The organism is Corynebacterium sp. AOP36-E1-14 (assembly GCF_052377495.1).
Lineage (GTDB): Bacteria > Actinomycetota > Actinomycetes > Mycobacteriales > Mycobacteriaceae > Corynebacterium.
Genome location: NZ_JBQSWV010000001.1, coordinates 236,429 through 258,586, shown reverse-complemented (window position 1 = coordinate 258,586; position 22,158 = coordinate 236,429). Strand labels below are relative to the sequence as shown.

Annotated in this window: 19 protein-coding genes; 10 read left to right on the top strand and 9 right to left on the bottom strand. The window is 68.3% G+C overall.

What is annotated here, in order from left to right; translation table 11 throughout:
• The first annotated feature begins 397 nt into the window (after positions 1 to 397).
• From rplN to rplE, 3 genes are read left to right on the top strand one after another with little or no spacing between them, the layout of a single operon-like run.
• Entirely contained in the window at positions 398 to 772 is a 375-nt protein-coding gene (gene rplN / locus ACT3TD_RS01180) for a 50S ribosomal protein L14 (protein ID WP_301442354.1), read from the top strand.
• 3 nt (positions 773 to 775) lie between these two features.
• A complete protein-coding gene (rplX, locus tag ACT3TD_RS01175) occupies positions 776 to 1,090 on the top strand; it encodes a 50S ribosomal protein L24 (protein ID WP_301442353.1) in 315 nt (104 codons plus the stop codon).
• Complete coding sequence (rplE, locus tag ACT3TD_RS01170; protein ID WP_301442352.1) at positions 1,090 to 1,662, top strand: 50S ribosomal protein L5; 573 nt, start codon at positions 1,090 to 1,092, stop codon at positions 1,660 to 1,662. Before rplX ends, rplE begins: the two co-directional genes overlap by 1 nt.
• Before the next feature lie 65 nt (positions 1,663 to 1,727).
• Here the strand turns inward: rplE and ACT3TD_RS01165 are convergent, their stop codons facing one another.
• The 5 genes from ACT3TD_RS01165 to ACT3TD_RS01145 form a co-directional block, all read right to left on the bottom strand.
• Positions 1,728 to 2,891, bottom strand: coding sequence for a uroporphyrinogen-III synthase (locus ACT3TD_RS01165; protein ID WP_301442351.1), 1,164 nt, complete (start codon positions 2,889 to 2,891; stop codon positions 1,728 to 1,730).
• A complete protein-coding gene (gene cobA / locus ACT3TD_RS01160) occupies positions 2,888 to 4,156 on the bottom strand; it encodes a uroporphyrinogen-III C-methyltransferase (protein WP_441578937.1) in 1,269 nt (422 codons plus the stop codon). The genes ACT3TD_RS01165 and cobA overlap by 4 nt, the downstream gene beginning before the upstream one ends.
• Before the next feature lie 158 nt (positions 4,157 to 4,314).
• Complete coding sequence (gene nirD / locus ACT3TD_RS01155) at positions 4,315 to 4,662, bottom strand: nitrite reductase small subunit NirD (RefSeq protein WP_301442349.1); 348 nt, start codon at positions 4,660 to 4,662, stop codon at positions 4,315 to 4,317.
• Positions 4,663 to 4,704: 42 nt separating this feature from the next.
• Positions 4,705 to 7,305 carry a nitrite reductase large subunit NirB gene (gene nirB, locus ACT3TD_RS01150; protein WP_301442348.1) on the bottom strand — a complete coding sequence of 867 codons (2,601 nt, stop codon included), beginning with the start codon at positions 7,303 to 7,305 and terminating at the stop codon, positions 4,705 to 4,707.
• Between the two features lie 123 nt (positions 7,306 to 7,428).
• Positions 7,429 to 11,523: a molybdopterin-dependent oxidoreductase gene (locus ACT3TD_RS01145; RefSeq protein WP_441578938.1), complete on the bottom strand. Its 4,095-nt coding sequence runs from the start codon at positions 11,521 to 11,523 to the stop codon at positions 7,429 to 7,431.
• A gap of 441 nt (positions 11,524 to 11,964) precedes the next feature.
• On the opposite strand from ACT3TD_RS01145, the gene ACT3TD_RS01140 reads away from it, so the two are divergent.
• Genes ACT3TD_RS01140 through ACT3TD_RS01130 form a run of 3 tightly spaced genes read left to right on the top strand, consistent with a single transcriptional unit; the run spans position 11,965 to position 14,998 of the window.
• Positions 11,965 to 13,197, top strand: a complete 1,233-nt coding sequence (locus ACT3TD_RS01140; protein WP_301443362.1) for an MFS transporter — start codon at positions 11,965 to 11,967, stop codon at positions 13,195 to 13,197.
• A gap of 43 nt (positions 13,198 to 13,240) precedes the next feature.
• Positions 13,241 to 14,458: a molybdopterin molybdotransferase MoeA gene (locus tag ACT3TD_RS01135; protein WP_301443361.1), complete on the top strand. Its 1,218-nt coding sequence runs from the start codon at positions 13,241 to 13,243 to the stop codon at positions 14,456 to 14,458.
• Between the two features lie 27 nt (positions 14,459 to 14,485).
• Entirely contained in the window at positions 14,486 to 14,998 is a 513-nt protein-coding gene (locus tag ACT3TD_RS01130) for an HPP family protein (protein ID WP_301443360.1), read from the top strand.
• 13 nt (positions 14,999 to 15,011) lie between these two features.
• On the opposite strand, the gene moaA is transcribed toward ACT3TD_RS01130, so the two are convergent.
• Positions 15,012 to 16,034, bottom strand: coding sequence for a GTP 3',8-cyclase MoaA (gene moaA, locus ACT3TD_RS01125; protein WP_301443364.1), 1,023 nt, complete (start codon positions 16,032 to 16,034; stop codon positions 15,012 to 15,014).
• A gap of 315 nt (positions 16,035 to 16,349) precedes the next feature.
• On the opposite strand from moaA, the gene modA reads away from it, so the two are divergent.
• The 4 genes from modA to ACT3TD_RS01105 all read left to right on the top strand — a co-directional run bounded on the left by modA (position 16,350) and on the right by ACT3TD_RS01105 (position 20,011).
• Entirely contained in the window at positions 16,350 to 17,165 is an 816-nt protein-coding gene (modA, locus tag ACT3TD_RS01120; RefSeq protein ID WP_301443359.1) for a molybdate ABC transporter substrate-binding protein, read from the top strand.
• Complete coding sequence (locus tag ACT3TD_RS01115) at positions 17,146 to 17,982, top strand: molybdate ABC transporter permease subunit (protein WP_301443358.1); 837 nt, start codon at positions 17,146 to 17,148, stop codon at positions 17,980 to 17,982. The genes modA and ACT3TD_RS01115 overlap by 20 nt, the downstream gene beginning before the upstream one ends.
• A gap of 10 nt (positions 17,983 to 17,992) precedes the next feature.
• Complete coding sequence (locus ACT3TD_RS01110; protein ID WP_301443357.1) at positions 17,993 to 18,889, top strand: LysR family transcriptional regulator; 897 nt, start codon at positions 17,993 to 17,995, stop codon at positions 18,887 to 18,889.
• A gap of 258 nt (positions 18,890 to 19,147) precedes the next feature.
• Positions 19,148 to 20,011, top strand: coding sequence for a formate/nitrite transporter family protein (locus ACT3TD_RS01105; RefSeq protein ID WP_301443585.1), 864 nt, complete (start codon positions 19,148 to 19,150; stop codon positions 20,009 to 20,011).
• A gap of 12 nt (positions 20,012 to 20,023) precedes the next feature.
• On the opposite strand, the gene ACT3TD_RS01100 is transcribed toward ACT3TD_RS01105, so the two are convergent.
• The 3 genes from ACT3TD_RS01100 to ACT3TD_RS01090 are packed head-to-tail and all read right to left on the bottom strand — an operon-like array spanning position 20,024 to position 22,143.
• Entirely contained in the window at positions 20,024 to 21,271 is a 1,248-nt protein-coding gene (locus ACT3TD_RS01100; protein WP_301443586.1) for a molybdopterin molybdotransferase MoeA, read from the bottom strand.
• Positions 21,268 to 21,876, bottom strand: a complete 609-nt coding sequence (gene mobA / locus ACT3TD_RS01095) for a molybdenum cofactor guanylyltransferase (protein ID WP_301443587.1) — start codon at positions 21,874 to 21,876, stop codon at positions 21,268 to 21,270. The genes ACT3TD_RS01100 and mobA overlap by 4 nt, the downstream gene beginning before the upstream one ends.
• Positions 21,877 to 22,143 (bottom strand): MoaD/ThiS family protein, encoded by a 267-nt coding sequence (locus ACT3TD_RS01090; RefSeq protein WP_301443592.1) that lies wholly within the window; start codon positions 22,141 to 22,143, stop codon positions 21,877 to 21,879.
• Positions 22,144 to 22,158 lie beyond the last annotated feature (15 nt).

The following is a 22,158-nucleotide window of genomic DNA, read 5'->3' as shown; positions in this document are numbered from 1 at the left end:
GGAGAGGAAAAGGATGTCTGCCGGCGCTCGCGTTCTGGCTTGGCGCGGGGGAATCTTCAGGGAGGCGCGGTCGGGTGAATGTGACGTAATTCGTCACTGTGTGAAAAGTGAGCAGAATACAGATTGAGGCGTTACTGTGACGTACCCCATAGGGTAATTTTCGGGGGTGCCCCCGGTGGTACCGGGCGGGCCTTGTCCGTCATGTAAATAGGCAGGTTTGGCCCGTGGCGTCGCTGGTGGCATACTTGAGCGGTTGCCTGTGGTCCATAGGTCGCTCCGGTGCGCTTCGCGCGGACCGGACCGCCGACCGGCTGGACCGCGAAGAGGCACGGACCGCGCACGTGAGGGTCGGTAATCCCACGTGCACAGAACTACTAGGTCTACAAGGAGACTAGAAGTGATTCAGCAGGAATCGCGTCTGAAGGTCGCCGATAACACCGGAGCCCGGGAAATCCTGGTCATCCGCGTGCTCGGCGGCTCCACCCGACGCTCCGGCGGTATCGGCGACATCGTCGTCGCCACCGTCAAGGAAGCAACCCCCGGCGGAAACGTGAAGTCCGGTGACATCGTCAAGGCTGTCATCGTGCGCACCAAGAAGGAGACCCGTCGTCCGGACGGCTCCTACATCAAGTTCGACGAGAACGCTGCCGTTCTCATCAAGGGTGCGGACAACACCGACCCCCGCGGTACCCGCATCTTCGGGCCGGTCGCCCGCGAGCTGCGTGACAAGCGCTTCATGCGCATCGTTTCTCTCGCACCGGAGGTGATCTAACCCATGAAGATCCACAAGGGCGATACCGTCCTGGTCATCTCGGGTCCGGACAAGGGCGCGAAGGGTCGGGTCATCGAGGCCTTCCCGCAGCGCGACAAGGTCCTGGTCGAGGGCGTCAACCGCATCAAGAAGCACGTCGTGAACTCCGCGCCCGAGCGTGGCGCCGAGTCCGAGGGCATCGTCACCCAGGAGGCCCCCATCCACGTGTCCAACGTGATGGTCCTCGACGCTGACGGCGAGCCCACCCGCGTCGGCTTCCGCTTCGATGAGGACGGCAAGAAGATCCGCATCTCCCGCCGCACCGGGAAGGACATCTGATGAGCGACAACTACACCCCCCGTCTCAAGAGCCGCTACCGCGGCGAGATCCGGGAGAACCTGAACACCGAGTTCAACTTCGACAACGTCATGCAGATCCCCGGCGTGACCAAGGTCGTCGTGAACATGGGTGTCGGCGAGGCTGCCCGCGACTCCAAGCTGATCAACGGTGCCATCAAGGACCTCACCCTGATCACCGGTCAGAAGCCGCAGATCCGCCAGGCCAAGAAGGCGATCTCGAACTTCAAGCTGCGTGAGGGCATGCCCATCGGCGCCCGCGTCACCCTGCGTGGCGACCGCATGTGGGAGTTCCTCGACCGCCTGCTGACCGTGGCCCTGCCCCGAATCCGCGACTTCCGCGGTCTCTCGGACCAGCAGTTCGACGGCAACGGCAACTACACCTTCGGTCTCAACGAGCAGTCCATGTTCTACGAGATCGACGTCGACTCCATCGACCGTCCCCGCGGTATGAACATCACCGTGGTGACCACCGCCACCAACAACGAGGAAGGCCGCGCGCTGCTGCGCGAGCTGGGCTTCCCGTTCGAGGCCGGCCAGAACGCCGAGAAGTAAACACTTCCCGACGCTCGTCGACACCGCCCCGACCCGCTGCACAAGCGGGCCGGGGCGGTGTTTTGCTATTCTGGAACGTCGGCGACGGCAAGCCGGTAACCGCGCTTGTACACCGTCTGAATCAGATCCGGCTCAGCGAGCGCGCTGCGGATCCGCGCGACCGTGACCTCCACGGCGCGCTCCGTGGTCTGCTCATCGGACCACCCGTCGGCGTGACCACCCGTGATACCGCTCGACAACTCCTTGGAGATTTCCTCCCGCGACAGCACGCGACCAGGACGGGCTGCCAGGATCCGCAAAAGATTTGAACCGGTGCGTCCCAAAGGATGAAAGCGACCGTCCAGCAGGATGCCCCCGGTACGCACATGGAGCGGGCCGTATGGCGTGGCGGTCGCGGTATGCGGCCCCGCCATCAGGAGCACCGTCTCACGTACGAGCGCCCCCAGGCGGAAACGTTCCGGGATAGCCGGCGACAGTCCGGCAGCCTCAAGGGGCACGGCGGTGATTGGCCCCACCGCCCCGAAGATCGTGCGCTCGCCGGAGAGCTGCTGGATGGCAGGTAAGGTTCCGAGTTGCTCGGCGAAACGCAGCCAGGCCCTCGCACCGGGTGCCGAGGTGAACAGCACTGCGTCCACGTTGCCTGCCGCCACCATCCCCGTGGTCCGTCCCACCAGGTCCGGGTCCGGCGGAGCACCCCACCGGTAGATCGTGAGCCCCTGTACCTCGGCCCCGGCAGCCACGAGTGTGCTCTCCATCTCGGGGTCGCCTTCGCCATGATGCTGGATTACGATGCGCTTGCCCCGAACCCCTTCGGCCAGGAGGTACTCGGTAATCTCGGCCGAGGTCTCGGTCTCTGCGACCCAGTCGATCTCGAGGCCAGCTTGCTGGACAGCACCACGGGCCTTGGGCCCGCGGACCAGGATCTGAGGGCGTCGCAGAGAGCTGATTAAGTCGACCTGGATCCCGTCCTGTTCGGCGGCGTCCATCCACCCGCGGAAGCCGACACCGGTGGTGACCACGACGATGTCCGGGGGAGTCTCGAGCAGCAAGCGGGTCTCGTGAAGGAGTTCTGCGTCGTCGAAGTGCGGCGTGATCGTCAGTGGGGGCGCGATGATCGTCGATGCCCCGTGACGTTGCAGGGCCGTCGCGAACTCCGCCGACCGCCTGTCGACGGGCAGCAGAATCGTGCACCCCTCCAACGCCTCCGAGATCTGTTTCGCCTCCCTCATGCAGACGCCTTCACGGCGGTGGTGTCGTCGGTGAGGAGGCCGGCACGCGCGGTCTCCCCGACGATGATTACCGCAGGATTAGCCACGGAGTTGGTCCGGGCAGTGTTCGTGACGTTTGCGAGGGTCGTGCGGAACACCCGTTGATTAGTGCGGTGGGCGTTCTCGACGATGGCCACCGGCCGGTCGCGCGGGACGCCGGACGCCAGGGCGTCGGAGGAGAACTCCTGCAATGTGGCGACGCCCATGAGGACGACGACGGTGGTGTCGTCGTCCTGAAGGGCGGCGAGGGTTGCAGGTCGGGGACGTCGATGGCCATTCACCACGTAGAGGCTATCTGCTACACCACGGTGTGTCACAGGAACACCCGCCACCGCCGGTGCCGAGACCGCGCTGCTGACACCCGGGAGGACGTCAACCGGTATGCCAGCCGCGGTGCAGGCCTGCGCCTCCTCGCCGCCGCGCCCGAACACGAAGGGGTCGCCACCCTTGAGACGGGCCACCTTCAGCCCACGGCGGGCTCGGTCGATGATCAGGCCGTTGATCTGCTCCTGGGGCACGCGGTGGCGGCCCGGGGCTTTGCCAACATCGATAATCTCCACGTCCGGTCCGACGTCCTCCAGGACATCGGTGGGGCCGAGCCTGTCGTGGATGATCACGTCGGCTTGCAGCAATGCCCGGTAGCCACGCAGCGTCAATAGGTCCCCTGGGCCGGGGCCGCCGCCGATGAGGACTACCGACCCGCGCTCGTAGCCCTCCTCGCCGGCCCGGCCGCGGATCCGCCGGGTCGGCAACAGACCACGGTCCAACTGGCGCTGTACCGCGGATCGGATCTCGGTGCTGCGACGTGGGTCTGGGCCATCGGTGGAGACGGTGCCGATCGCCACGTCGCCGTGACGGGCCACCGCGCAGAGACGCGCGCTTCCCCCAAGGGCGTCACCGGCGTCGATGCACCAGATCCTGCGTTCATCGCAGGCGGCCACCACCGCCGAATCCGCCGACGGATTGCCCGTGGCGGTGTGGACGAGCCATGCGTCGTCGAGATCGGCCGGGTGGAAGGTGCGGGCTACCCACGCCACGCGGCCCGGGTCAAGAGTCGCATGCTTGTGGATCACTGCGGCGGTGTCAGCGGAGAGCCGTGGCGCGACGATGCGCAGGACCGCACCTTCGTCGATCAGTCGGTCTGCGCGCCTGGCAGTGACGGTCCCACCGCCGACAAGGACAACCAATCGGTCACGTACGTCGAGTCCGGTCATGACAATGGTCATGGGAGTTCCTCCAAGTGAGAGCAGAAGTTCGTCAGGTTCTGTCACTCTTGATGGTAGGAATCAGGTGTTTCACCGACCGGTCACCAGGGCAACAGGTGTGGGTCGGTTTTCTTACACGCCACCGGACGGTCGTGAGAGAAAAGGGCGGGGTTCCCAGGTCAGTGGCACACCTGCACGCGACGACCGCCGGCCAGGGCACCGGCCTCATCGTCGTCGAGCCTGACCGCATAGGTCGCCAAACAGTTCCCGTCGTCTTCCAACGACTGGCCGTCGGACAGGCGGAAGCGTTGCTTCAGTAGTGGCGAGGCCACCGTGGCCTCGCCGTCCGCCTCGCCGACGATTCCCCTGCTGATCACAGCCGCACCCATGTACGGGTCGATGTTCGACACGGCGTACACGGTGGAGCCGGCGCGGAACAGGGCTATCTGGGTGCCATCGTCGAGCAGGGCGGCGGCACCGAGGTTCTCCTCGAGGTCGTCGAGGAGGCAGATGGTGGTGTAAGTCATGGTGGATCATTTCCTCTCTGGGTGGTCGTCAGACTGCGATTATCAGACTGCGGTGTGCAGCGCGGGTAGCGGCAGCGGGACCTTGCGACCGTCCTGCTTCTGGAACTGGACGGTGGGGTCCGGTGACTCGGGTGCGTTGACGAAGGAGACGAAGCGGCCGAGCTTCTCCGGATCGTCGAGGACATCCCGCCATTCGTCGGTGTAGTCCTCGACGTGGCGGTCGATGAAGGCCTCCAGGTCGGCAGCGATGCCGAGGGAGTCGTCGCAGACCACGTCTCGAATGTGGTCGAGGCCGCCGTCCATCTCCGCCTGCCAGGCGGCGGTGCGTTGCAGCCGGTCGGCGGTGCGGACGTAGAAGCCGATGTAGCGGTCGATGTAGCTGATCAGCGTGCGTTCGTCGAGATCCCCGGCCAGCAGTTCAGCGTGCCGTGGGGTCGCTCCACCGTTGCCGCCGACGTACAGGTTCCAGCCGTGTTCCGTGGCAATGACGCCGACGTCCTTGCCCCGAGCCTCTGCGCACTCGCGGGCGCAACCGGAAACTCCCATTTTCAACTTGTGGGGACTGCGCAGACCCCGGTAGCGCATCTCCAGGTCCACGGCCATCTTCACCGAGTCCTGCTGGCCATACCGGCACCAGTCGGTTCCCACGCAGCTTTTCACCGCCCGGAGCGCCTTGCCATAGGCCTGGCCGGACTCCATGCCGGCGTCCACCAGTCTGCGCCAGATGGCGGGGAGTTGGTCGACCCGGGCGCCGAACATGTCGATACGTTGGGCGCCGGTGACCTTGGTGTACAGGTCGAAGTCGCGGGCGATCTCACCGCACACGATCAGCTGCTCGGCGGTGACCTGGCCACCGGGCATGCGGGGCACCACGGAGTAGGAGCCATTCCTTTGGATGTTCGCCAGGAAGCGGTCATTGGAGTCTTGGAGGGCCGCGTGACCATCGTCCAGGACGTGGTGGCCGGTGTTGAGCGTGGCGAAGATAGATGCCATGGTCGGCTTGCAGATCTCGCAACCTCGTCCGGTGCCGAACCGTGCGATGAACCCGGGGAAGTCGCGCAGGCCCGAAGCCGCGGCGCACTCGAAGAGTTCGGCCCTGGACTGAGGGAAGTGCTCGCACAGGGCCTTGGACAGTTCCACTCCCTCGGCATCGAGCAACTGGTTGAGCAGGCCCAAGCAGGAACCGCAGCTCGTCCCTGCCCGTGTGCAGGTTTTCAGGTCCGTCACCGAGCAGGCACCGTCGCCGATAGCTTCGCGGACATCGCCCTTGGATACGGCGTTGCAGGAGCAGATCTGTGCGGCATCGGGCAGGGCACCGACTCCCACACCCGCCCCGTCAGTACCGTCAGCACCACTAGCGGCGGGGGCGAGGAAGGACATCGGTGCGTCCAGCTCGCCGCCGACCATGGGCCGCAGCAACGCGTAGGACGTGCAGTCGCCGACGAGGACGCCGCCGAGCAGTGTCCGGCCGTTGCCGTCCATGACGAGCTTGCCGTAAGTGCCGGACACCGGGTCGTTGACGGTGAGGGGGCGCGCCCCCTCGGTGGTGCCGTGGGCGTCGCCGAAGCTGGCGACATCGACCCCCATCAGTTTAAGTTTGGTGGACATGTCTGGGACCTCGAAAGGGGTGGCTTCGCGTCCAGTGAGACGGTCGGCGACGATCTCGGCGGTCGAGTAGCCGGGTGCCACGAGGCCGTAACAGACCCCGTCGACGGCGGCGCACTCGCCGACGGCGCTGATATCGGGGTCGCTGGTGCGGCACAAGGCGTCGACGAGGATCCCACCCCGCGGCGCGGTGTCCAAGGGCGTGCCTGTGGCAGCCGTGGCGAGGGAGTCGTGCGGGCGCACCCCGGTGGAGAAGATGACGATGTCGACGGGAAGCAGCTCCTCGTTCGCCGGGGCATGGTCTTCGTTGCTGCTGAGCGACATCTCGAGAGAGTCTGGGGTTCCGTCCGACGAGGTGGTCTCCCGGATGCTTTGTGTGGAGGTGTTCAAGTGCACCGTGACACCCAGGTCGCGGACCTTGTCTGCGAGGAGAACACCGCCGGCAGGGTCGACCTGCAGCGGCATAAGTCGAGGGGATCGTTCGATGATGTGGGCCTGCGCGCCGAGCAAGAGGAGTGCGTTGGCTGCCTCCAACCCCAGCAACCCGCCGCCGATGACCGCGCCGCGTGGCTGGCGTCCGGCACGTCGGGCATGCTCAACGATGTCGCGGATGCGGTCCAGGTCGTTGATCGTCCGGTAGACCATGCACCTGTCAAGGTCGTTGCCCGGGACCGGTGGGACGAAGGGGTAGGAGCCCGTGGCCAGCACCAGGTGGTCGTAGCCGATGACCTCCGGTTCACCGGGGGCATCACTCTCGCACGAGACGGTGTGTTTGTCCCGGTCGATTCCGGTCACCCGGGCATGGTGAACCCTGACCGTCCCCGGGAGTTCGGAAAGCTCCAGATTGCCGCGGTCCCACGTGGAGACATAGCTCGACAGGGCGACACGGTCGTAGGCGTGGCACCGTTCACCCGAGATCACCGTGATGTCCGCGTCGGGGTCGCGGTCGAGGATGTCGGTGACCGTCCGGTGGCCGACCATACCGAAGCCGACGACGACGATGCGGTTTGTTGGTTGAGGGTTGTGTGCTGTGTCCATGTGCCTCACGCTATGGTCCATTCACCGGCGAAGACACTGTTGAGAGAAGTGTTTTACGAGCGGTTCACGGCCGTCGGACGTCCGTGACGGCGGCGACACGTGGCGGTAACAACGGCATGGCGGTCAGTAGACGTCCTTGACGTAGCGGCGTTCCGACGACAGCACGGACATGAAACGCCGCGTCGCCTCGGGATCCATCCGGCCCTGTTCGGCGACGATGCGGTGCAGCGTGGCGTCGACGTCCGGGGCCATCTTCCTGGCGTCTCCGCAGACATAGAGGTAGGCACCCCGGTCGATCCACGACCACAGTTCGCCGGCATTGCGCAGCATGAGGTCCTGGACGTAGACCTTGTCCTTCTGATCCCGGGAGAACGCAGTATCGAGGCGGGTGAGCACGCCGTCCTTGCGCAAGCCGGTGAATTCGTCCTGGTAGAGAAAGTCCGTGGCAGCGTGCTGCTCACCGAAGAAAAGCCAGCTGTCCCCGGTCGCCCCGCGGTGCCTACGGTCGTGCAGGAAGCCACGAAATGGTGCGACCCCTGTGCCGGGCCCGACCATGATGACCGGCGCGGAAGGCTCCTCCGGTGGCCCGAAGTTTTTATTGGGTGAGACGAAGATGCGCACCCGGTCGCCGGCGTTGGCTTGCGCGAGGAAGCCGGAGCACACACCGCGGCGTCGTCCGCCATCAGTCCGGAATTCCACGGCCGAGACGGTGATCTCCACCTGGGTGGCATCGGTGTGAGGGCTCGAGCAGATTGAGTACATGCGGGGCTTCATCCGGGGCAGCGCCTGCGCCCACTCTTCGGCGGACGCGTCGACGGCGTGCGTCGTCAGCAGGTCTGCGGTGTGGCGGCCCCAGGCGAACTCCCGAGCGCGCGCCGGGTCGTCGGCGATGCCGTCTGTGCCGGCGAGTCCCGCGTGGGGATGGTGGGTGTGCACCAGTCGCAGGACGTCCGGAGTGATGGTGGTGATGTCGAAGGTGGTTGTCAGTGCCTCGCGCAGGGGAAGGGTTGTCTCGTCCACCCGAATGTCCGTGTCCGGGTCGAGACCGGTGAGGGAGAGCCACTCGTCGACGACTTCCGGGCGGTTCGTTGGCCAGACTCCGAGGGCGTCCCCGGTGGTGTAGCTCAGCGTGTCCTTGGGGAGGGCGAACGCCACCCGCCGGACGTCCTTGGCGGAGTCGTCGCCGGTCAACCGGGAGGACTCCAGGATCTCGGTGATCAGAGGGTGCCGGCGACTGTAGGTGGGTGCAGGGGTTGGCACAGGGGTCTGTGCAGCGACGGGCGCAGGCGCCGGCGCGCCAGCGTCCGGCAGGGCGTCCAGCACCCGGTTCTGCCAGGTTCTCGCCGTGGATTCGTAGTTCGGTTCGCAGGCTTGCCACGCGGCGATCCGGGTGGCCCCCAGTTCCGCCAGGCGCTCGTCGAGCGAGCGGGCGAAGCCGCAGAAGTCAGAGTAGGAGGAATCCCCGAAACCCAGCACCGAGTAGGACAGGTCCTGCAGACAGGACGGTGACGCATGGGGGTCCATCGCCATCACGGTGTCCCACAGTGACTCCCCGTTATCGGGGGCCTCACCGTCACCGGTGGAGGACACCACGAACAGGACGGTACCGGTCAGGCCCTCGGCACCTACGTCGTCTGCTGGCACGGCGCGCGCGCTGTAACCTCTCTCCGAAATCGCTGCGACGAGCGAGGGTACGTAGTCTTCCACCGAGCCAGTCTGCGACGCCCACACCACGGTGACTGCGGGAGAGTCGGAGGAGAGGTCGGTGGCATCGTCGTCTGGGCCACCGTCGTCGGTGAGGGGAGCCAGACGGGAGAACATTCCCGCCAACGTGCCGTCCACCCAGGCCCGTGCCTGCGGCGACAACGGGGCCTGGGCAGGCACCACCGGCACCGCCGGCACAGCGTCCTGCGGCGGATTCGCCCGAAGCCCGCGCAGCATACCGTCGAGGTACACCTTCTCGAGGTCGGTCAGCACTGGGGCAGGGGAGTGCCCGTCCCCGTCGAAGATCCGGTCGAGCATGTCGCCGGACGCGCTGACCGCAGCGGACGCGCTGACCGCGACCTTCGCCGCGTCCACAGCGCACGCCTTGAACTCCGGTTGCAGCGACTCCGGGTCCACGGCGTCGTTGGTCGCTTCGTTGACCACCTGGTCGGGGAAGTGCATCGGCATGAAACAGGTTCCCTGGACAATTCCGTCGTTGACGACGGCGGGGGCCTGAACAGAGCCTCGGCGTGAGGCGATCTCGACGAGGTCTCCCTCTGCGATGTCACGGGCCTCGGCATCGGTGGGGTGCAGATGAACGAACCCCGACGGATTGAGCTTCATCAGTTTGGCCACGCGCCCGGTCTTCGTCATCGTGTGCCACTGGTGCGGCAGTCGGCCGGTGGTCAGGACCAGGGGATAGTTCGCATCAGGGCACTCAGCCGGCGGGAGGTACGGACGGGCGAGGAACTGCGCGCGCCGCGAGGGTGTGGGAAAGGCCAGCCGGGGACGGTTTCCGTCGCCGTCCGTGTGCACGGACTGGCTGATGCCGTCGTTGAGGTAACGCACCGGGTGCCGGGAGTCGGGGGAACTCGCCGGCGCGGGCCACTGCACCGGCCCGCGACGCAGCCTGGGGTAGTCCACGCCACGGATGTCCCACCCGGTTTCCGGGTTGTGGAAGCGCCGAATTTCGTCGAATACCGATGAGGCGTCCGGGAAGTCGAAGCCGGCGAAACCCATCTCCTGGGCGACCCGGCAGATCAACTCCCAGTCCGGACGCGCCTGCCCCGGGGAGTCCATCAGCGGGGCAGTAAGCGTGAGCGTGCGTTCCGAGTTGACCATCACCCCCTCCGATTCTGTCCATAGCGCCGCAGGTAGCAGCACGTCGGCGTACTCCGCGGTGGCGGAACCGGCGAAGGCATCCTGGACGACCACGCACTCCGCATTCTCCAGCGCGGCGATGACCCTCGACCGGTTGGCCACCGAGGCCACCGGGTTCGTGCAGATCACCCACACCGCCTTGATCCGACCGTCCGCGAGAGCGTCGAACATGTCCACCGTGCCGCCGCCGAGGTTGTCGTGCAGGGTGCCCTGGGGGATCTGCCATATTTCCTCGACCTGCAGTCGGTGGTCGGGATTCAGGACCGTTCGTTGGCCCGGTAGCCCCGGACCCATGTATCCCATTTCGCGTCCGCCCATGGCATTAGGCTGCCCCGTCAGCGAGAACGGGCCGGCCCCCTCGTGGCAGATCGCGCCGGTCGCCAGGTGTAGATTGCACAGCGCGGTGGTGTGCCACGTTCCGTGTACCGACTGGTTGAGTCCCATCGTCCACAGGCTCATGAGGTTCCGCGTGGACCCGATCCACGCCGCGGCGGTTTTCAGATCGTCCACGGCGATGCCCGTAATCTCCGAGACCGTGTCGACGGGGTAGTCGGCGAGGTGGCTGGGCATGGCGTCCCACCCCTCGGTGAACTCCGCGATGAACTCTTCGTCGACGTCCCCAGCATCAGTGATCAGTCGGAGCAGGCCGTTGAGCAGTGCCATGTCGGTGCCGGGGCGGACGGGCAGGTACAGGTCAGCCTTCTTCGCCGTCGCAGTAAACCGTGGGTCGACCACGATCAGTTTCGCGCCGGCTTTGACCCGGTCCATCATCCGCAGGAAGAGGATGGGGTGGCAGTCGGCCATGTTTGCGCCGATGACCAGGAAGACGTCGGCGTGATCGAGGTCGTCGTAGCTACCCGGAGGGCCGTCGGCGCCGAGGGACTGCTTGTAGCCCGTAGCGGCACTGGCCATGCACAGCCTGGAGTTCGACTCGATGAGGTTCGTGCGGAAGTAGCCCTTGGCCAGTTTGTTCGACAGGTACTGCGACTCCAAGGACATCTGACCCGACACGTAGAACGCGACGGCGTCGTCGCCGTGCTCCTCACGGATGGCGGTGAACCTGCGGGCCGCCTCCGAGACGGCCTCGTCGAGGCCCACCGGCTTGCCGTCAATGAGGGCCGTCGACTGACGACCGCCAGCGTTGAGCAGGTCGGCGGTGGTGCTTCCTTTGGTGCACAACCTGCCCCGATTGGCGGGGTGCGTGCCGGTCCCCGTGGACGTGAGGACGCGCCGGGAATCGGCCGTCCCCTCGGCGGTGAGGGTGATCCCGCAGCCCACGCCGCAGTAGCCGCACACCGTGTCCACCGTGTCTACTGATTTCTCATCGCTACTGACTTCTGGAGTTGAGTTCATGGGCGAGAGACTAGGGGGCCGAGATTACCCCGCAGTCTTGTCCGGGTTACAGGCCGAGCAACAAGCTCTCACGCGTGGCCGCGAGGTGTTGAGAGGAGGTCGACACCTGTGGATCATGTGCCGGACAAGGCCAGGAAACTACCATCTACCTGCGGTAAGAGTATTGTTTCCCCGCTGGGCGGGTGCTTCGGAAGCAGTTATAAGTGATGGGACAGGAAGCCCGCAACCCCGCACCGATCGGAGACCCGCCCCATGACCATTGCTCCCGCAACCCAGAGAACCCAGAGCCCCCAGAGACCCCGTCCGCCGGAAACAGGCTGTCCCCCGGAGACCGAACTCGTCGTCGAGGAGGGTAGGTGGATTACCAACTGGCAACCGGAGAACCCCACCTTTTGGGAAGGCCCTGGGCGGCCGACGGCCCGGCGCAACCTCTTCTGGTCGGTGTTCTGCGAGTTCCTCGGCTTTGCGGTCTGGCAGATGTGGTCGGTGACGGTGATCCTGCTGCCGCAGGCCGGTATCGAGCTGACCTCCTCGCAACAGTTCTGGCTGGTCTCCCTGCCTCCGCTCGTCGGTGCGACGGCCCGCATTCCCTATAGCTTCACCGTGCCGATCTTCGGCGGACGAAACTGGACGGTGATTTCCGTCCTGCTGTTGCTCATCCCCACTGGTGCCACCGCCCTGGTGTTGTCCATGGACAACCCGCCGGTCTGGTCGCTGTTCGTGATCGCGGCGACGGCCGGGCTTGGCGGTGGGAACTTCGCGAGCTCGATGTCGAACATCACCTTCTTCTACCCGAAGGCGGAGAAAGGTCAGGCACTCGGCGTCAACGCGGCCGGCGGCAACCTCGGTGTGGCGGTCGCACAGCTCGTCATCCCGGTGGCAGTCAGCCTGTTTGCCTTCGGGACCTTCAGCCCCAACCTGCCGATGGCGGGCCTGATGTGGATCCCATTGATCCTGGTGGCGGCGTGGGGTGCGCACCGTTACATGCACAACCTCTCCCACGCGACGAACGACATCAAGGGGTCACTGTCGGCGCTCAAGGAGAAGCACCTGTGGATCATATCCTTCCTCTACGTGGGTGCCTTCGGCTCATTCATGGGCTTCGGTTCGGTATTCCCCACGCTGATCAACGCACAGTTCCCGGAGTTCTCGTCGTTCACGGTTCTCGGTGCCGCCCTGGGTCTCGCATTCCTCGGGCCACTGGTCGGCTCGCTCGCCCGCCCCTACGGGGGACGTCTCGCCGACCGGCTCGGCGGTGCCCGGGTGAGTACGGCGGTATTCGTGTGCATGGCACTGGTCACGGTGGTCATGGTGCTGTCGTTGGGGACGGTGGGTTTCGCCGGCTATCTGGTGCTCTTCCTCGTGCTGTTCACCTTGACCGGTCTGGCGAATGGTTCGGTCTACCGGATGATTCCCACGGTCTTCGAGCTCTCCGTCGCGTCGGACGACCCGGTCGGTCACGAGCGTAAGAGTGCCGCGGCACTGGGTTTCATTGGGGCGATCGGTGGTTTCGGCGGTTTCGCCATTCCGCAGGTGCTGAACCTCTCGGATTCCGTCACTGGTGACTTCAGCGTGGCTTTCTGGTTGTTCGCCGCCGCGTACGTCTTGATGGCGCTGGTGGCCTGGGGCGTCTACCACCGCCCGGGGACCCGGTTCGCCGAGGCGAACGTGTAGTCACGACGAGTGCTGAGCGCCTCCTACCGGTAGTGTCGCCGCTGTGACCAACCACAGCGTACGAACCCCCGAGGAGCACCTCGCCGCCGTCCGCGCGCTCGTCGGCGGACTGCCCGTGGAACACGTCGACCCGGCCCTGGCGCTCGGACGTCGCCTCGCCGTGGACGTCACCGCCGTCGAGGACTCACCGCGCTTCGACAACTCCCAGATGGACGGTTACGCCCTGGGGTCCGCCCACCTGGCCGGCGGTACCTTCGCCGTGGACGCCACCGTCGCCGCCGGGGCCGACCCCCGCGACGTCCTGCCGAGCGGGGCGGTGGGGGACGCCGTGGTGCCGGTGATGACCGGCGCGCGCCTGCCCGCACGCACCGCCGCCGTCGTGCCCGTGGAGAGGTGTACCCCCGCGCACTTCGGTGCCACCCACGTCACCGTCCCGCAGACGCCGGACGCCCAGTTCGTCCGGCTGCGCGGCACCGACATCCGCACCGGCGACCTGCTCATCCCGGCCGGGGAGACCGTCAACCCCCGCACCGTCGGCGTCGCCGCCGCCCAAGGACTCACCACCGTGCCGGTCACGCGCACGGCGCGCGTCCTGATCTGCACCGGTGGCGACGAGGTCACCGCAGGGCAGGACGCACCGGCGCAGCTGCCCGGGGCGGCCACCATCCGCGACGCCAACGGGCCGATGCTGCGCGCCCTGTGCCACGTCCACCACATCGACGTCGCCGGCACCGTGCAGACCACCGACAACCCCACCGCCTTCCGCGCGGCGCTCTCGGCCGCCATCGACAAGGCGCGGCCGGACGCCGTGGTCACCAGCGGCGGCATCAGCCACGGCGCGTTCGAGGTCGTCCGGCAGACCCTGGAGCACGCCCCCGGCGCCTGGTTCGGCCACGTCGCCCAACAGCCCGGCGGCCCGCAGGGCCTGGCGCGCTTCGAGGGTGTGCCGGTGATCTGCCTGCCCGGCAACCCGGTGTCCACGGCGGTGAGCTTCCGGCTCTTCGTCGCGCCCGCCCTCGGCGAGTCGTCCTGCGCGGTCACCGCGAGGATCACCGCCGCCGAGGACGGCCTGGCGGACAAGGACCGCTACCTGCGCGGGCGCACGCAGGTGCGCGACGGCGAACTGACCGTGCGCCCCGTCGGCGGGGCCGGCTCGCACCTGCTGGCGCAGTCCGTCACCGCCGACGCCCTGATCCGCGTCCCCGCCGGGGCCACACTGGCCGCCGGCACCCTCGTGGAGGTCTATCCACTCGACCGGTAGAACCGGGCCGCGCAGTACCCTGTACGCATGTCGACGCCGCCGGACCCGTACAACCCCTTCATCGGGTTCTTCACCAGGACCCAGCCGACGTTCACCCCGGCGGCCCTGCTGGTCTCCGGGGCGGCCGTGACCGTGGTGATCTGCGTGCTCGGCCTGCTCACCGAGGCCATCGGCCATCCTCTGCTCATGGCTGGTTTCGCCGCGTCCTGCGTGCTGGTCTTCGTCCTGCCCGCCGCCCCGGTGTCACAGCCGATGAGCGTACTCGGCGGACACCTCGTGGTGGCGGTCGTGGCGGTGCTGGCCGACTACGTGCTGCCCACGTCCTGGTGGGCGATCGGCCTGGTCACCGGTGTCTCGGTGATGCTGATGTGCGCGTTGCGGATCCTGCACCCGCCGGCGGCGGTGCTGCCGATCGTGATGATGACCTCCCACGAGCACTGGGAGTTCGTGCTCACCCCGGTGATGCTCGGTGCCCTGATCGTCACCCTCGCCGCCGTGGCCTACCGCGGTATCCTGCGCGGACGCATCCGCTGGTTCTAGAAGCGAGACCCGCTCAGCCGCCGATCGCGCTCATCGTGCGCTCGGGCTGCACGTACTCCGGGTCGTTGAGGGTGACCGCGTCCGAGCCGTAGGCCCGCGGCTTGCCCCACATGGCCGTGGCCCAGGTCTGAGCGACCTCCACGTCGTCGGCGTCGCCGCGCAGCAGGTGCATCAGGTCGGTCTCCTGCTGGGAGAACAGGCAGGTCCGGATCCGCCCGTCGGCGGTGATGCGGGTGCGCGTGCACGCCGCGCAGAACGATTCCGTCACCGAGGCGATGATGCCCACCTTCCCCAACGCGGGGGAGGACGCCGCGGCGCCGCGGTCGCGGACCTCCCACAGCTCCGCCGGCGCGGAACCGCGCGGGGTGGGGTCGGACGCCAGGTCGAAGCGTTGCGACAGGCGTGCGCGGATCTCCTCGGCGGAGACCAGGTTGTCGCGCGCCCACGTGTGGTCGGCGTCCAGGGGCATCTGCTCGATGAAGCGCAGCTGGTAGCCACGCTCCAGGCACCACTGCGCCAGGTCGGCCACGCCGTGGTCGTTGACCCCGCGCATCGCCACGGCGTTGATCTTCACCGGCTCCAGGCCGGCGGCCTTGGCGGCCTCCAGACCGGCGATGACCTGCGGCAGACGGTCGCGGCGGGTGACCTCGGCGAAGGTCTGCCGGTCCACGGTGTCCAGGGACACGTTCACCCTGGTCAGCCCGGCGTCCACCAGCGCATCAACCCGCTTGTCCAGACCGATCGCGTTCGTCGTGATCGAGATCGGCACGTGCGGGTGGCGGGCGCGCACCCCGGCGACGATCTCCTCCAGGTCCCTGCGCACCAGCGGCTCACCACCGGTGAACCGGATGTCCTTGACGCCGAGCACCCGCACACCGATGTCGGCCAGGCGCACGGCCTCGTCCGCGGTGAGCAGCGCGTCCTTCTTGAGCCACGGCAGCCCTTCGGCGGGCATGCAGTAGCTGCAGCGCAGGTTGCACTTGTCGATCAGCGAGATGCGCAGGTCGTCGGCGGTGCGTCCCCAGCGGTCGGTCAGGCGGAGGCCGGCCTCGGGACGGGTGGACGCGAGCGTTGCGGTGATGGGGGCCTCCTCCTTCGGGTGGTCGGGCTGTCATCGTGCTGTTCTGCCATGGTAGACCCGTCGTTCGGACCTGTCTCTCCACCCTGTCTACCGTGAACCGGGGTGCGTGCGTGAATGACCGGCGTGTGGCAGCTCCGAACGCGGATCCGGAGGCGCAGGCCGGTACCCGTGGTTCCCGGCCACGCGTCGTGGAGCGCACGCGGCTAGCATGACGAGGATGCGCGCCGTCGGCGTCGGCAGAGGAGAACCACACGGCAGAACGGAAGAATAATGGCAGCATTCACGACCCGAATCCTTCGCACCACGGCCATCCTGGCCGCATCCGGGGCCCTGGTCTTCGCCGCGGCCTGTTCCACCTCCGGGTCCGAGGACGCTGACGGCTCCGAGACCTCGCCGGTGCAGGTCTTCGCCGCGGCCTCGCTGAACAACGCCGGTGACGAGCTCGCCGAGGCCTTCGCCGAGGAGCAGGGGGAGGACCCCGAGGTCGAGTACAACTTCGCCGGCTCCTCCGCCCTCGTCCAGCAGATCGACCAGGGGGCGGACGCCGACCTGTTCATCAGCGCCGACGAGAAGAACATGGACGACGCCCTCGCCCTCGACGCCTTCGACGGTGCCGAGCCCGAGGTCATCGCCACCAACCAACTCGTCCTGGCCACCGCCCCCGGCAACCCGGCGAACATCACCGCGCTGGACGATCTGGCCACCACCGCCGATGCGCGCCTGGCGGTCTGCGCCGACGGCGTCCCCTGCGGCACCCTGGCCCACGAGCTCCTCGACGAGAAGGGCTACGACCTGGCCAACTGGACGGTGTCCGAGGAAGCCAACGTCAGCGACGTCGCCACGAAGGTCTCCACCGGTGAGGTCGACGCCGGCTTCATGTACGCCACCGACGCCATGGCACTGCAGAAGAACACTTCCGAGGAGATCACCGTCGTCGAGCTGGACGACGACCTCGAGCCCAACGCCTACCCGGCGGCGCTGACCGTCGAGGGCCAGGACAACGAGGTCGCCGGCGAGTTCCTCGAGTGGCTGTCCTCCGACACCGCCCGTGGGATCCTCGAGACCTATGGCTTCGATACCCCCTAAGACCGGTACCCGTCCCGGTTCGCGAGCGGTCACGGCCGTGCCGGTGGCGGTGGCCGGTGTCGCCCTGCTCGCCGTCCTGCTGCTGCTCGGGCCCCTGGTCGCGCTGCTGCTGAACATCCCCTGGGCCCGGGCCGTCGAGCTGGTCACCGACCCGGCCACCGTCCAGTCGCTCACGCTGTCGCTGTCCACCGCGCTGGTGGCCACCGTGTTGTGCGTGGTCCTCGGCCTGCCGTTGTCGTTGTGGCTGGTGGAGCTGCTGCGCCAGTTCCCACGCCGCGGCGACGTGGTCCAGGTCGTGATCTTCGCCCCGCTGGTGCTCTCCCCGGTGGTCTCCGGCCTGGCGCTGGTGTTCTTCTGGGGACGCCGCGGCCTGGTCGGCCAGTGGCTCGAGGGCCTCGGCCTACACGTGGCCTACACCTCGCTGGCCGTGGTGGTGGTGCAGGTCTTCGTCGCCCTGCCGTTCTTCGTCGCGACCACGGCCACCGCCCTGCGCGCGATCCCCACGGTGGTCACCGAGGCCGCCGCGTTGGACGGTGCGAGCCGCTGGCAGACGGTCACCCGCGTGCTCGTGCCCCTGGCGTGGCCCGGCATGGCCGTCGGCGTGGTGCTCTCCTTCGCCCGCGCCCTGTCGGAGTACGGCGCCACCCTCACCTTCGCCGGCAACGTCGCCGGTGAGACCCGCACGATCCCGCTGCTCGTCGAGCTCGGCCTCAGCGCCAACGACATGGACCGGGCGCTGGGGGCGTGCCTGACCCTGATCGGGCTGTACGTGGTGGTGGTCGGGGGGATCGCACTGGTCAGGAGGAGGAAGGGGTAGCGTCGACGACATGCTCCTGACCCAGCTGACCTACTTCGAGGCGCTCGCCCGCGAGCAGCACTTCGGTCACGCCGCCGCGTCCTGCTACGTGTCGACGTCCACCCTGTCCGAGGCGATCAGAAAACTCGAGGCCGAGGTCGGCTTCCCACTGGTCAACCGCGGCAAGTCCGCGTTCCAGGGGATCACGCAGGAGGGTGAGATCGTGCTGGCCTACGCCCGGCGCATCCTGTCCGAGCAACGCTCCCTGAGCCTCGACCTGGCCCACCGGCGCGGCAACCTCGAGGGCACGGTGCGGTTCGGCACCATCCCCTCCGGCACGGACCGGGCCGCCGGCATCGTGTCCAACCTCGTCGGCGAGCACCCCGCCCTGCGCGTGGACCTGGTCGCCGGGCTGACCAGCGAGGAGATCGTGACCCGGGTGCTCGACCACGACTTCGACGCCGGCATCGTGCACCCGCACGGTAGCGCCGCCCGCGCCGGACGCCACGACCCCGCCCTCACCTTCACCTCCCTGGGCACCACCCGCTTCGTGGCCGTCGGACGCCCCGGCCTGCTCGACGGCTTCGGCGGGCAGGTCACCGGCGCCGAGCTGGCGTCGTTGCCCACCGCGCTGCTGTCGCGCGGCATGGTCGCCCGCGAGGAGTTCGACCGGGTGATGGGCGAGGCGGGTGTGCAGGTCACCCCGGGGGTGGACGCCACCTCGGTGGAGTCGCTGCTGGCCCTGGCACGCACCGGCACGTGGGCGGTGGTGGTCCCGGCCCCGGCGGTGGGCACCACGCGGCTGACCACGCTGCCGATCGTGGAACCGGAGGTCCGCCTGGATCTCGCGCTGGTGCGCCGCGACTCGCGTCCCGCCCCGGTGCTCTCTGCCGCCTTCGACGCCGCGGCGGAGGCCACCGTCAGCTGAGTCATGCCCCAGGCACAAAAATGCCCGATTCTTGACCTGGGGCATGACTCAGCTGACATGGGGCGCTCAGGGGGAGCGCTGGGGGAGCGCTGGGGGAGCGCGGGGACACCACGGGGGCGGCTGCGGGCCGGTAGCTACGAACGGTCGTTCGGCGTCACCGATCGCCACGACGCGGGCTGCAGGTCAACGTCCTGCTTTTGCAGGTGAACGCAGGTGTGCCGGTCAACCCGGTCCCCGGTGCTGGAGTACAAACTCCCTATGGCGACGACTACCGAGACGAGAACCGACAGGGAACCGCTGGCCGGGGCATTCAACACCGCCGCCGATGCCGCGGTGGCCAAGAAGACCGCCCTGTTCGGCGACGACCTGCCCCGCTACACCGTGCGCGGCGTGCTGGCCGGGGCCTACCTCACCCTCGGCACGGCCTTCGCCGCGGTGTCCGGCAACGCCGTGGAGCAGCTCGCCCCGGGGCTGGGGCCGGTGGTCTTCGGCTTCCTGTTCTTCATCGGACTGGCCATGACCCTGCAGCTCGGCGCGGAACTGGCCACCGGCTCCATGATGTTCATGGCCTACGGCGCCGCCCGGCACCACATCGGTTGGGGACGGGCCACCGCGATCGTGCTGTGGACGGTGCTGGCCAACCTCGTCGGCGCGGTGGTCATTGCGGTGATGCTCGGGCAGTCGGCGAAACTCGGCGGCATCGGCGTGGACCACCTCATCGCCGCGCTGGCCGACGGCAAGCTCACGAAGAGTCCGTCCGGCGTGCTCGTCGAGGCGGTGCTGGCGAACTTCGTGGTGAACATCGCCATCGTCGGCGGGCTGATGATCAAGGACTACGCGGGCAAGTTCCTGCTGACCCAGATGGTCATCGCCGTGTTCGTGGTGCTGGGCCTGGAGCACCTCATCGCGAACTTCGCCCTGTTCACCCTGGCCTTCTTCGGCCTGGGCGACGGCTTCGCTGCCGGTGCGGGCGTGCTGGAGTCGCTGAGCTTCGGCAATGTGGCGGTGAACTGGGCGATGGCACTCGTCGGCAATATGATCGGCGGCGGCCTGCTCATCGGGGTGGTGTACGCGTGGCTGAACCGGGGACGCAGCCGCGGCGGCGAACTCTACCGGGACTGACCAGTACCGGAGTTACAGCTCCACGTACTCCACCTCGTCGCCGGCGGCCACACCCTGCGGCGGGACGACGAGCAGGACGTCCGCCGCGGCGTACCCGCGCAGCATGTGCGAGTGCGCGCCGGGTGCCGGGGTGAAGCGGGGCGAATCAGACTCGCGGGGGTCACGGGTGGCGGGCAGCAGGCGTACCCGTTGGCGGGGCATCGACTCGATGGCCACGGTCATGGTCCCGGTGCGGGTCCCCACCGGGTCACCGGCACCCAGCAGCGCGGTCACCGCGGGGGCGACGAAACTGTGCAGCGCCACGTGCGCGGCGAAAGGATTGCCCGGCACACCGATGACCAATTGGGTGTGTGGTCCAGCAATCTGCACCGGCGACCTGGTCGTGACCAGGGTGGGGTGCCCGGGCCGACAGGCGATCTCCTCGGCGAGCACCTCGTCGGCCGCGCGGGTGATGAAGCGGCGGGCGAAGTCCTGCCCGGAGCGTCCCGACCCGCCGGTGAGCACAACGATGTCGGCGCCGAGCACCTCGGGACGCCGCAGCCAGTCCTCCACGGCCACCGGGTCGTCCGGCAGACGCTGGGTGCCCACGACCTCCGCACCCCAGGCGTCCAGCAGGGCGGGGAAGGAGACGCCGAAGGCGTCGCGCACCTCCCCGGGGCGCGGCAGACCGTGGGTGATGACCTCGTTGCCGGTGAACGCGCACGCCACCCGCGGGCGTGGCGTGACCTCCACGGTGTCGACGCCGCACGCGCCGAGCATCGCCACGTGGCGGGCGGTGAGTCGCTCCCCGGCGTCCACCAGGGTGTCGCCGGTCGACCACTCCTGGCCGGCGGGGCGGATGTCGCGGCCCGCCGGCGGGGTGGTGGCCGTCAGCGTGTCGCCGGTGACGTGCGCGTCCTCGGCGCGCACCACCGCGGTCGCCCCGTCGGGCACCAGGGAGCCGGTGAGTGCCGGAAGCGCCTCACCGTCGGCGAGGGTGCCGCCGGTGATGTGCACGTTGCGTCCCTGCGCGCCGACGGCCGGGGCGTCCAGCAGCCGCCAGGGGCCGTCGCCGCGCACGGCGAAACCGTCCATCGCCGAGGACGCGTAGTGCGGCACGTCCATCGGCGCGGTGACCGCGGCGTGCAGGACGTCGCCCGGGGCAGGACGCTTCGTCACCGCCGCGCGCGACCGTGCTGCCTGGCCCCTCGGCGCGAGTGCGGCGACGATGCGCCGCCGGGTCTCCGCCCAGCCCACCGGGTCCGTCGTGTGTCCGCTCATGACCTCTCACCGCCGTATCCGTGTTCCACCGCATCCTCCCACGTGTCCACGTCCGCCGCCGTGGCGGCGTCGATCCCGTCGGCCTCGTCGACCTCCGTGAGGTTCAGGCCGCGTAGGACGGCCCGGACCGGGGCGTCGCGCAGGTCGCCGGTGGTGGTTGCGCGCAGCCGGTCGAGGCGCACCAGGGCGAGCAGCGGTTGGCGCCGCCCGTCGGCCACGGCGATGCACCCGTCGCCACCGGTCCTCCGGTAGGTCTCGAGCAGTCTGGTCATTGCGGCAGCCGGTGCGACGAGGTCACCGGCGAGCAGGAACACGGCATCCCCGGCACCGTCCCCGAGCGCGTCCACCCCGGTGGCCACCGCCGGCGCCGGCCCGGACAGGGGCGGGTCCTCACGCACCAGCGTCACGTCCGACGGCAGGTCCATCTCCTGGGCGACGACCACCCTGCGCATACACCCGACCTGCGCCGCGGCGTCCAGCACCACGTCGATAAGGCGGACGCCGTCGCGTCCGACGAGCAGGGGTTTCGCCGGCGTCCCGTCCGGCGCCGAAGCGGCCAGGCGGGAGCCCGCACCACCGGCGACGACGACCGCATGCACGTCCATCTATCCCCCCGCGAACGGCGGCAGTACGTCCACCCGCGACACCGCGTCCAGCGACGTGGTCGCCGCGTCGGCACGGACCACCGAGCGTCCGTCGACGAGGAAACTGCAGCGCTCGAAAACCTGCGACAGGCTCATCCCTCCGGCCGTGAGCCCGGTGTGACGGGTGCCCAGCACCTCCAGCAGCGAGGCCAGGTCGCGCTCGGGCGCAAGCGTCTCCCGTGCGACACCGCGGGCCGCCCGCGCCGCGGCGAAATAGTGGATCTCCAGCATGGTGACAAGTGT